Source organism: Neobacillus mesonae, assembly GCF_023715155.1.
Classification (GTDB): domain Bacteria; phylum Bacillota; class Bacilli; order Bacillales; family Cytobacillaceae; genus Neobacillus; species Neobacillus mesonae_A.
Genome location: NZ_JAMBNQ010000028.1, coordinates 56,995 through 68,184, shown reverse-complemented (window position 1 = coordinate 68,184; position 11,190 = coordinate 56,995). Strand labels below are relative to the sequence as shown.

11 protein-coding genes, 1 rRNA gene and 1 riboswitch are annotated in these 11,190 nt (G+C 42.1%); of the genes, 11 read left to right on the top strand and 1 reads right to left on the bottom strand.

Annotated elements, in window-relative coordinates:
* A 5S ribosomal RNA gene (gene rrf, locus M3183_RS27620) occupies positions 1-85 on the top strand; the annotation flags it as partial.
* A 365-nt stretch (positions 86-450) separates the two neighbouring features.
* Here rrf and M3183_RS19285 read toward each other — a convergent pair.
* Positions 451-1,683, bottom strand: coding sequence for a TolB-like translocation protein (locus M3183_RS19285; RefSeq protein WP_251472229.1), 1,233 nt, complete (start codon positions 1,681-1,683; stop codon positions 451-453).
* Between the two features lie 95 nt (positions 1,684-1,778).
* On the opposite strand from M3183_RS19285, the gene M3183_RS19280 reads away from it, so the two are divergent.
* The 10 genes from M3183_RS19280 (at position 1,779) to purF (ending at position 11,186) form a co-directional block, all read left to right on the top strand.
* Positions 1,779-2,321 carry a DUF2179 domain-containing protein gene (locus M3183_RS19280; protein ID WP_251472228.1) on the top strand — a complete coding sequence of 181 codons (543 nt, stop codon included), beginning with the start codon at positions 1,779-1,781 and terminating at the stop codon, positions 2,319-2,321.
* The gene (locus M3183_RS19275; RefSeq protein ID WP_251472226.1) at positions 2,318-2,509 is read left to right on the top strand and encodes an NETI motif-containing protein; all 192 of its coding nucleotides are present in this window, start codon (positions 2,318-2,320) and stop codon (positions 2,507-2,509) included. Before M3183_RS19280 ends, M3183_RS19275 begins: the two co-directional genes overlap by 4 nt.
* Before the next feature lie 101 nt (positions 2,510-2,610).
* Positions 2,611-2,712, top strand: a riboswitch (purine riboswitch).
* 203 nt (positions 2,713-2,915) lie between these two features.
* Complete coding sequence (gene purE, locus M3183_RS19270; RefSeq protein ID WP_251472225.1) at positions 2,916-3,404, top strand: 5-(carboxyamino)imidazole ribonucleotide mutase; 489 nt, start codon at positions 2,916-2,918, stop codon at positions 3,402-3,404.
* Positions 3,391-4,545, top strand: coding sequence for a 5-(carboxyamino)imidazole ribonucleotide synthase (gene purK / locus M3183_RS19265; protein ID WP_251472231.1), 1,155 nt, complete (start codon positions 3,391-3,393; stop codon positions 4,543-4,545). The genes purE and purK overlap by 14 nt, the downstream gene beginning before the upstream one ends.
* A 3-nt stretch (positions 4,546-4,548) precedes the next feature.
* Complete coding sequence (gene purB, locus M3183_RS19260; RefSeq protein ID WP_251472224.1) at positions 4,549-5,847, top strand: adenylosuccinate lyase; 1,299 nt, start codon at positions 4,549-4,551, stop codon at positions 5,845-5,847.
* A gap of 101 nt (positions 5,848-5,948) precedes the next feature.
* Positions 5,949-6,662 (top strand): phosphoribosylaminoimidazolesuccinocarboxamide synthase, encoded by a 714-nt coding sequence (gene purC, locus M3183_RS19255; RefSeq protein WP_251472223.1) that lies wholly within the window; start codon positions 5,949-5,951, stop codon positions 6,660-6,662.
* The gene (gene purS, locus M3183_RS19250) at positions 6,655-6,909 is read left to right on the top strand and encodes a phosphoribosylformylglycinamidine synthase subunit PurS (protein WP_251472222.1); all 255 of its coding nucleotides are present in this window, start codon (positions 6,655-6,657) and stop codon (positions 6,907-6,909) included. Before purC ends, purS begins: the two co-directional genes overlap by 8 nt.
* Positions 6,906-7,589, top strand: a complete 684-nt coding sequence (gene purQ / locus M3183_RS19245; protein WP_251472221.1) for a phosphoribosylformylglycinamidine synthase subunit PurQ — start codon at positions 6,906-6,908, stop codon at positions 7,587-7,589. Before purS ends, purQ begins: the two co-directional genes overlap by 4 nt.
* Positions 7,573-9,801 (top strand): phosphoribosylformylglycinamidine synthase subunit PurL, encoded by a 2,229-nt coding sequence (purL, locus tag M3183_RS19240; RefSeq protein ID WP_251472220.1) that lies wholly within the window; start codon positions 7,573-7,575, stop codon positions 9,799-9,801. The genes purQ and purL overlap by 17 nt, the downstream gene beginning before the upstream one ends.
* Entirely contained in the window at positions 9,777-11,186 is a 1,410-nt protein-coding gene (gene purF / locus M3183_RS19235; RefSeq protein ID WP_251472219.1) for an amidophosphoribosyltransferase, read from the top strand. The genes purL and purF overlap by 25 nt, the downstream gene beginning before the upstream one ends.
* Positions 11,187-11,190: the final 4 nt, after the last annotated feature.

The following is an 11,190-nucleotide window of genomic DNA, read 5'->3' as shown; positions in this document are numbered from 1 at the left end:
TTCCCATACCGAACACGGAAGTTAAGCTTCTCAGCGCCGATGGTAGTTGGGGCCTTGCCCCTGTGAGAGTAGGACGCTGCCGGGCAAATAAAAAGACAATCTATAAAAGGTTGTCTTTTTTGTGTTGCCTTTTAAAAAGAAGCTTCTCCTAAAGTTGAAAAATCTATCAACCGCAGAAGGTATATTTGAAGGTACCTAGAGCAAATCTATCAACCCTCTAACAAGTGGAAAGTCAGTACAAAGGGCACATAAAAAACCTCTATCAGCCCTTGTGAAAAGTGAAAAGCAATGCAAAGGATACATAGACGTGTCTATCAACCCTTTGCTTCAAGAAATAAAAAAGCTTCAAGCACCCCGAGCAACATAAAAATAAAATTCAGAAGCAGCCCATAGTTATTAAACCACTCTTGCAATCAGTCGCACACTCAGCCCATAAAATGTAAACCCTGCTCAATCCTTATACAAACTAAACACCTCATCCCAATTCCATCTAGAATAATAAGGGATTGGCAAAGTAATATTTTGGATCCAGTCAATTTCCTTCCCCGTTATGACATGTCCCGTCATTACAAATGCTGTTTTCTGATCGGTCCTAACCCAAATCAGCTGATTATCTAAATATTGCAAAACGAAATCACCTACATTTAAAGTATGGTGACCAATCTGCTTTTGATGGCCGCTGGAAAGATTTATTTTATACATATATGGCAGGGGCCTTTGGTCTAGAAGACCCTCATTGGTTTCCGGGGAACGCGAAGAGTAAAGAACCCCGCTGCCTTTCCAGGTAAAATCCCTTTCTACGTATCCCTTTGGTGTTAAGGGCCTTACTTTAAAGCTGGGAACATGAATAATCCGTAAATATTTGTTCACTGTGGCTTCTCTGCCAATACCGCTAATAAACCCGAGGGTGCTGCCTACAGAAGACCAGTGAAACCAATTATCGTAATTTAACATTTCGGTTATTCTGCGAAATGTTTTACCATCGGCTGATAGTATACAGAGGGTATTACTGTCAGCTGATATCGAAGCGGTTGGTACAAGGAGGAAGCTAATCCATTTTTTATTAGGCGACCACTTAAACTGGCTTGTACTGGCCACAATTTCATTTTCTTCTGCCGGAACAGTATAAAAAGGTTTTATTAACGGCTTCTGAGGGTATTTTCCTAAAAAGACCTTATATAACAGAATATCCGAATTAAGCTCCTGATTTTTCTTTTTAGAAATTAGTACTCCGTCACCATTTGGCAGCCAGGAAAAGTTCTTGATATCGTTAGCAGCTGCTTGAATTTGAAATGGTTTGGAAGGGTCCGCAGCTAGTACAAATAAATCATTTTGGATCATAAAACTTATTTCATTATTCTCCGGTGACCATTGAAAATTGTTGCTGACACCTGACTGCACTTTAAAGTGCTTGTTCAGTTTAATATTATATACCCAGAGTTCCCCCAAATAGCCATCTCCCTTTTTAGTACGCAGGTAGGCAATCCAGCTGCCGTCCATAGACCACTTTGGAAACCTGACGTAATCCCCGCTCGTTAATTGTCTTGCATTATTGCCGACTTTTAGCCAAAGATCATCATTTCGGATAAAAGCTGCTTTTAAGGGAGAATCTGCTAATACATTTTGATGAAAAGGGAGAAAGCTAATAAAAATGATACAAACTAGAGCCATTTTTTTAAACATAAAATCACCTCGCTATAGTTTGTGCAAATTTAATTCTTAACAAAAATAAAATTTGTGATAAAGTGAAATGAGCGAATTCATAAGGGGGTAATATCGTGTTGGAAAATAGTGTTGTAATGGTTGCAATAATCCTGATTATAAATATTGTCTATGTATCATTCTTTACTATAAGGATGATTTTAACTTTAAAAGGGCAGCGCTATTTAGCAGCAAGCCTGAGTATGGTGGAGGTAGTCATTTATGTCCTTGGACTGGGGCTTGTTTTAAATAACCTTGATAAAATCCAGAACCTAATAGCCTATGCAGTCGGATACGGCATTGGTGTTATTGTTGGGATGAAGATAGAAGAAAAGCTGGCGCTGGGATATATAACAGTAAATGTGATTACTGCCCAATGGGATAAAAATCTTCCAAATCTAATCAGAGAAAAGGGATTCGGTGTAACAGACTGGCAGGCGCACGGTCTTGAAGGAAACCGGATGGCGATGCAGATTTTGACCCCAAGGAAATATGAATTAAAACTGTATGATACCATTAAAAACCTGGATCCTAAGGCCTTTATCATTGTCTATGAACCAAAAACAATTTATGGCGGCTTCTGGGTGAAATCTGTTAAGAAAGGTAAACTGTTTAAATGAGCAAAAAGAAATTTGAAGTGCAGGAACATGAAAGTATTGAGGAATGTTTAAATAGAATGAAGCAGGAAGGGTATACGCCTATCCGCAGAATTGAGAAGCCGATTTTTCAAGAAATAAAAAAAGGCAGTGAGACCATTTACGAGCCGATAGGGCGGCAAATTGTCTTTGAAGCTAAGATAATTGAGTAAAACACGAACATTCCAATTATGATTAAAAAAAATCGTTCGATTTATTGTTGACATCTATATGAATAGGCTGTTAAACTAATGGTAGTTAATCGAAATTAATCGACAAAATTCATCTTTACCCTTGTATATCCATGGGAATATGGCCCATAAGTTTCTACCCAATAACCGTAAATTATTGGACTATGAGGGAAAGTCAATATGTTCGGCAACTTACATTGGGTAGCCTTACACTTTACCTTTTGTATCGTTGACCAGTTTCCAGGTGCCCGGACAAATGGCTTTCTCTTTAGAGAGCTATTTGCCGGGCATTTTTATTTATAAGAAAACCCTGTTTCTTTTGCGGTATAACTGCAGAGGCTGGACCATTCTAAGGGTTGAATATTTTTTATAAAAAGGGGGCCGCAAGATGACAGCTCGTGTTGGAGTCATTATGGGGAGCAAATCAGATTGGGAAACGATGAAGCATGCCTGCGAACAATTAGAACAATTGGAAGTTCCTTATGAAAAGAAGGTTGTATCAGCCCATCGAACACCTGATTTGATGTTTACATATGCAGAAGAGGCAAGGGAAAAAGGACTGAAGGTAATTATTGCCGGAGCTGGCGGAGCGGCACACCTTCCGGGAATGGTGGCTGCAAAAACTACATTGCCGGTCATTGGTGTCCCGGTTCAATCGAAAGCATTGGACGGACTGGATTCCTTACTTTCCATTGTGCAGATGCCTGGCGGAGTGCCGGTTGCAACAGTGGCAATCGGCAGGTCAGGAGCGGTAAATGCTGGCCTTTTAGCAGCACAAATCCTGGCGGTTGAAGATGCGGCATTAGCAGAAAGACTTATGGCAAGAAGAGAGGCAACCAAGGAAGAAGTCCTAGAAAGTAGTGATGATCTTGTTTAATAAAACGATTCTACCAGGTTCGACAATTGGTATTGTCGGAGGCGGTCAGCTTGGTCGGATGCTGGCATTAGCGGCTAAAGCACAAGGTTTTCGCATTGCGGTGCTGGAACCGGCATCAGATTCCCCTTGCGGCCAAGTAGCGGATGTTGAAGTCATTGGTGCATACGATGACCGAGAGGCCATTAAAAAGCTGGCAGAAGTCAGTGACGTCATTACTTATGAATTTGAAAATATAGATGCTGAAACACTCCGGTGGATTTGTGATCAAGCCTATGTTCCGCAGGGACCGGATTTGCTGGCAATCACTCAGGATCGGATTAAGGAAAAAGCAGCGATTCGGGAAGCTGGTGTTGAGACAGCACCTTACGAAGTGATTGAAAGTGCAGAGGATTTAATTTTTAAAATGAACAAAATTGGTTACCCGGCCGTTTTAAAAACGGCAAGAGGCGGCTATGACGGCAAGGGCCAGCTGGTTATTAAATCAGAACAGGATCTAGCCGAAGGAGAGTCTCTTCTCAACCACGGTGCCTGCGTATTGGAAAAGTGGATTCGATTTGAAAAAGAGATTTCGGTAATCGTAACACGTAAACCTAATGGTGAGACGGCTATTTTTCCAGTAGGGGAAAATATTCATGTGGAAAATATTCTGCATCAGACCATAGTTCCAGCAAGAATTTCAACAGGCCTTCAATTAAGAGCGGTGGAAAAGGCGCAGCAAATTGCTGACTCGCTTGGATTAGTTGGGATTTTGGCGGTCGAAATGTTTGTCACGGAAGACGGAAACATTTATATTAATGAATTAGCTCCCAGACCTCATAACTCAGGGCATTATTCAATTGAAGCCTGCGTAACGTCACAGTTTGAACAGCATATCCGGGCAATCTGCAATTGGCCTTTAGGAAGTACTGAGCTATTAAAACCTGTTGTTATGGTCAACCTATTAGGGGAGCATCTTGATGAGCTTTATAAAGAAATTCCCGCACTGACAGATTGGAAGATTCATTTATACGGGAAAAAGGAAGCGAAAATCAAGCGTAAGATGGGACATGTGACATTGCTGAGGGATTCAGTCGGAGAAGCCCTTGCTGAGGTCGATGCAAGCAGCATTTGGAATGGAGTTAAGGAAAAGATCGGAGGATAAAACATGATTGATCGTTACACAAGACCTGAAATGGGTGCAATTTGGACAGAAGAGAACCGCTTTAATGCTTGGCTGGAAGTTGAAATTTTAGCCTGTGAGGCATGGGCAGAATTGGGTGAAATCCCTAAAGAGGATGTAAAAAAGCTTCGTGAAAATGCATCATTCAACATTGAGCGAATTAAAGAAATTGAATTGGAAACACGACATGATGTGGTTGCTTTTACCCGTGCCGTTTCCGAGACCCTTGGTGAAGAGCGGAAATGGGTTCATTACGGCTTAACTTCAACAGACGTTGTCGACACAGCCTTATCCTATGTCTTGAAGCAGGCCAATGCCATACTGCTTAAAGACATTGAAAACTTTATTGAGATTTTAAAAAATAAAGCGATGGAACATAAATACACAGTCATGATGGGGCGTACCCACGGTGTTCATGCTGAGCCGACCACTTTCGGTTTAAAGCTTGCTCTTTGGCATGAGGAGATGAAACGGAATCTTGAACGCTTTAAACAGGCAGCAGAAGGCGTGGAGTTCGGGAAAATTTCCGGAGCGGTTGGTACCTATGCTAATATCAACCCGTTTGTTGAGCAATATGTGTGTGAAAAACTCGGAATTCAACCTGCACCGATTTCAACCCAGACATTGCAGCGCGATCGTCATGCATACTACATGGCTACACTTGCTTTAATTGCCACTTCCATTGAAAAGTTTGCAACGGAAGTCCGCGGCCTGCAAAAGAGTGAAACCCGTGAAGTAGAAGAGTTCTTTGCAAAAGGTCAAAAGGGTTCATCAGCAATGCCGCATAAACGTAATCCGATTGGATCTGAAAATATGACTGGGATGGCCCGCGTCGTTCGCGGATTCATGATGACTGCTTATGAAAATGTGTCATTATGGCATGAGCGCGATATTTCACATTCATCTGCAGAACGGATTATTTTACCTGATGCCACAATTGCTTTGAATTACATGTTAAACCGGTTCGGCAATATTGTGAAAAACTTAACGGTATTCCCTGAAAATATGAAGCGCAACATGGACCGTACACTAGGCTTGATTTATTCTCAACGCGTATTGCTTGCATTGATTGATAAAGGGCTGTCTCGTGAAGAGGCATATGATACGGTTCAGCCAAGAGCAATGGAAGCCTGGGAGAAACAGGTACCATTCCGAAGCTTGATTGAAGCAAATGAAAAAATTACATCTCTGCTTTCACCGGAAGAAATTGATGATTGCTTTGATTACAATTACCACCTGAAACATGTAGATATGATTTTCGACCGGCTTGGACTGAATGAGTAATATTAAATCGTTAAATTGTAGGATAATTGAATAGAGGAGCTGAAAAGCTCCTCCTGTATAACCAGAAGATTCCCAATATTAAAAAATCAGGAGTGACCAAAATGAAAGAATTGCTTTATGAAGGAAAAGCAAAGCGGATTTATACCACAGACGACGAACAGGTTGTACTTGTTGAGTACAAAGATTCAGCCACAGCCTTCAACGGGCAAAAAAAAGCAGAGATCACTGGCAAAGGCCGTTTGAATAACGAGATTACTAGTCTGCTATTTTCAAAGCTAAAAGAAAACGGAATTGAATCCCATTTTATCAAGCGGGTTTCTGAAACTGAACAGCTCGTGAAAAAGGTTACAATTATCCCTCTAGAAGTGGTTGTACGTAATACAGCGGCAGGGAGCCTGGCAAAAAGATTGGGAATCGAAGAAGGGAAACCATTATCAGCTCCAATGGTTGAATTTTATTTAAAGAATGATGATCTTGGCGATCCGCTTGTAACAAAAAGCCACATTCTTGAATTAAAAGCTGCAACAGCAGAGGAAATCAGCGAATTACGAGAAAAAGCTCTACAAATCAATGAATTCTTATCCCAATTCTTCTCTGAGTTAGGTATTCGTTTAATTGACTTCAAACTGGAATTTGGGAAAAACCAGGATGGGAACATCCTGCTTGCAGACGAAATTTCTCCCGACACATGCCGTCTATGGGAAAAAGAAACAAATAAAAAACTTGATAAAGACGTCTTCCGCCGCGATTTAGGAAGCCTTACACAAGCCTATGAAACTATTTTACAAAAACTTGGAGGTCATCAGCATGTATAAAGTTAAAGTATATGTTACATTACGGGAAAGTGTATTAGATCCGCAGGGAAAGGCCGTAACGAATTCATTAAATGCTTTAAATTATAAAGAAGTGACTGATGTCCGAATTGGTAAATACATGGAATTAAAAATTGAAAAATCTGAACGTGATATTGACGAAGTAATAAATGAAATTTGTTCAAAACTTCTCGCAAACCCTGTTATTGAGGACTATCGCTATGAAGTAGAGGAGAGTGTCGCACAGTGAAGTTTGCGGTAATTGTTTTTCCAGGATCCAATTGTGATATCGACATGTACCATGCAATCAAGGATGAACTTGGAGAAGAAGTGGAATATGTTTGGCATGATACAGATTCTTTAGAAGGATATGATGGAATTCTTCTTCCTGGCGGTTTTTCTTATGGAGATTACTTAAGATCAGGTGCAATCGCCCGATTCAGCAAGGTGATGAAAGAAGTCATCAAAGCAGCGGAAGCCGGAAAACCGGTGCTGGGCGTATGTAACGGATTCCAGATTCTTTTAGAGGCAGGACTTCTGCCAGGGGCAATGCGCAGAAATGAGAGTCTCTCGTTTATTTGTAAGCCGGTTCATTTAAAGGTTGCAAACAACCAAACCATGTTCTCTGCAGAATATCAAGAGGGGCAGTCCATCAGCATTCCTGTCGCCCATGGAGAAGGGAATTATTATTGTGACGCGGAAACATTGGCCAGCTTAAAAGCCAATAACCAAATTGTTTTTACTTATGAGCAAAACCCGAACGGAAGCTTAGAAGATATCGCCGGCATTATCAATGAAAAGGGCAATGTACTTGGCATGATGCCTCACCCTGAAAGAGCAGTTGATACCCTATTAGGAAGTGCAGACGGGCTGCAAATTTTTCAATCAATCGTAAAGACTTGGAGGGAAGCACATGTTGTTAAAGCATGAACCAAATCCGCAGCAGATTAAGACAGAGAAACTATACAAACAAATGGGTTTAACCGACGACGAATTTGCGATGGTTGAAGACATTCTCGGCCGCACACCGAACTGGACGGAAACAGGATTGTTTTCGGTTATGTGGTCAGAACACTGCAGCTATAAAAACTCCAAACCGGTTCTAAAGAAATTTCCGACAACAGGCGAAAAAGTTCTTCAAGGTCCTGGTGAAGGGGCAGGGATAGTAGATATCGGCGATGGTCAGGCAGTAGTTTTTAAAATTGAAAGCCATAACCACCCATCTGCTATCGAACCATATCAAGGTGCAGCAACGGGTGTCGGCGGAATTATCCGTGACATTTTTTCAATGGGTGCACGCCCAATTGCATCACTCAACTCCCTTCGTTTTGGCGAACTGGATTCTGCCCGTGTGAAATATCTTTTTAAAGAAGTTGTAGCAGGGATTGCCGGCTATGGTAACTGTATCGGTATTCCAACTGTCGGCGGTGAGGTACAGTTTGACCCATGCTATGAAGGAAATCCGCTTGTTAACGCAATGTGTGTGGGATTAATCAACCATGAAGATATTAAAAAAGGCCAGGCACACGGTCTTGGCAATACTGTCATGTATGTAGGGGCAAAAACAGGACGGGACGGTATTCATGGTGCTACTTTTGCCTCTGAAGAATTAACAGAGCAATCAGATGAGAAACGTCCGGCAGTACAGGTCGGCGACCCATTCATGGAAAAACTTCTCCTTGAAGCCTGCCTGGAGCTGATTCAATCAGATGCTCTAGTTGGTATTCAGGATATGGGAGCAGCGGGTCTTGCGAGCTCCTCTTCGGAAATGGCAAGTAAAGCGGGTATGGGACTCGAAATGAATCTTGACCTTGTACCACAGCGTGAAACAGGCATGACTCCTTATGAAATGATGCTTTCGGAATCACAAGAGCGCATGCTGATTGTAGTAAAAAAAGGAAGAGAACAAGAGATTGTAGATTTGTTTAAAAAATATGATCTGGATGCTGTGGCCATTGGAAAGGTAACAGATGATAAGCAATTCCGCCTTTATCATCAAGGAGAAGTTGTAGCAGACATTCCGGTTGATGCACTTGCTGAAGAGGCTCCGGTTTATCATAAGCCGTCAAAAGAGCCTGCTTACTTTGCCGAGTTCCAGGCAATGGAAAATGTCATTCCAGCGGTGAACGATGTAAAAGAAACCCTTGTACAGCTGTTAAGCCAGCCAACTATTGCCAGCAAGGAATGGGTTTATGAGCAATATGATTACATGGTACGGACAAACACAGTTGTTTCGCCAGGTTCAGACGCAGCAGTTATCCGCATTAGAGGAACAAAAAAGGCGTTGGCGATGACAACAGATTGTAACTCACGCTTTGTTTACCTTGATCCGGAAACAGGCGGAAAAATCGCAGTGGCGGAAGCAGCACGTAATATTGTCTGCTCTGGTGCAGAACCATTAGCCATTACAGATAACCTAAACTTCGGCAACCCGGAAAAACCTGAGGTATTCTGGCAGATTGAAAAAGCAGCTGATGGCATCAGTGAGGCATGCCGTGTTCTCAAAACTCCAGTTATCGGCGGGAATGTCTCTTTATATAACGAAACAAGCGGTACAGCCATCTATCCAACGCCGGTTATCGGGATGACAGGGCTTGTTACCGATATTGACCATATCACAACGCAACAATTCAAAAACAATGGCGACCTTATTTATTTAGCGGGGGAAACAAAACCGGAGTTTGGCGGCAGTGAACTTCAAAAGCTGCTCAACAATGGAAAAGTTTTTGGCAAGGCTCCAGAGTTAAATATTCTTCTTGAAAAAGAAAGACAGGACCAAGTCTTATCAGCGATTCGTGCAGGCGTTGTACAATCCGCACATGACTTATCAGAAGGCGGCTTGAGTGTTGCTCTTGCAGAATCTTTATTCGGCAGCGAAAAGCTTGGTGCAAAAGTAACAATCAGCGGCGATTCAGTCACTGCCTTATTTAGTGAGTCACAATCCCGTTTCTTATTAACAGTCAAAAAAGAAGACCAAGAGAAATTTGAGAGTTTAGTAGAAGCAGAGTTAATTGGGGAAGTAAATCAAACAGGCAGCTTACAAGTCTTTGCCGAGGGAGAAATCAGACTTGAGGCAGAGGTTGAAGAACTAGAGGCAGCCTGGAAAGGGGCCATCCCATGCTTACTGAAATCAAGGGATTAAACGAGGAGTGCGGCGTCTTTGGTGTCTGGGGACATGAAGACGCTGCCCGGTTAACCTATTATGGACTTCATGCCCTTCAACACCGAGGACAGGAAGGAACAGGAATTGTTGTTTCTGACGGCCAAAAGCTTAAATGTGTAAAAGGCGAGGGGCTGGTAACAGAAATTTTCACCTCAGATAAAATGGCGCAATTAACCGGTACAGCAGCAATCGGCCATGTCCGTTATGCGACAGCAGGCGGCGGGGGCTACGAAAATGTACAGCCGCTCCTTTTCCATTCTCAAAGCGGCAGCTTGGCATTAGCGCATAATGGCAATTTAGTAAATGTCAACTCGTTAAAACATCAGCTGGAAGCACAGGGGAGTATTTTTCAAACAAGCTCTGATACAGAAGTATTAGCACATTTAATTAGAAGAAGCGGTTATATCGACAAAAAAGACCAAGTGAAAAGCGCCCTTTCGGTGTTAAAAGGGGCCTATGCTTACTTAATCATGACTGAAACAGAATTAATGGTGGCTCTTGATCCACATGGATTAAGACCGTTATCACTTGCTGCTCTTGGCGATTCCTATATCGTGGCTTCAGAAACTTGTGCTTTTGATGTAATTGGGGCGGAATACATCCGTGATATTCAGCCTGGTGAATTATTGATAATTAATGATGAAGGATTAAAGTCAGAACAGTTTGCTGTCAGCTCAACGAAGAGTATGTGTATGATGGAATATGTTTATTTTTCAAGACCTGACAGTAATATTCTTGGTTTCAATGTCCATACGGCACGTAAAAATATGGGTAAACGTTTGGCAGTTGAAGCTCCGATTGAAGCTGACGTGGTAACTGGAGTTCCTGATTCAAGTATATCAGCGGCCATTGGTTATGCCGAAGCATCCGGAATTCCCTATGAAATGGGGTTAATTAAGAATAAGTATGTAGGCAGGACATTTATTCAGCCGACACAGTCGCTGAGAGAGCAGGGCGTGAAAATGAAGCTCTCGGCAGTGCGCGGGGTTGTAGAAGGAAAGCGTGTTGTCATGGTGGATGACTCCATTGTCCGCGGCACCACAAGCAGAAGAATTGTCAGAATGTTAAAAGATGCAGGTGCAACAGAGGTCCATGTGGTCATCAGTTCACCGCCGATTAAAAATCCATGCTACTACGGAATTGATACTTCTTCGAAAGAAGAATTAATTGCTTCTGATAAATCAGTTGAAGAAATCCGTGAAATTATTGGTGCTGATTCATTAACATTCTTAAGCGTTAAGGGAATGGTTGAAGCTCTCGGACAGACAGAAGGAGCCCATGGCTTCTGCCTTGGCTGTTTTACAGGAAATTATCCAACAGAAATCTATCCAGATACACTTCAGTATTATTACCAAAGGGGGTAAACGG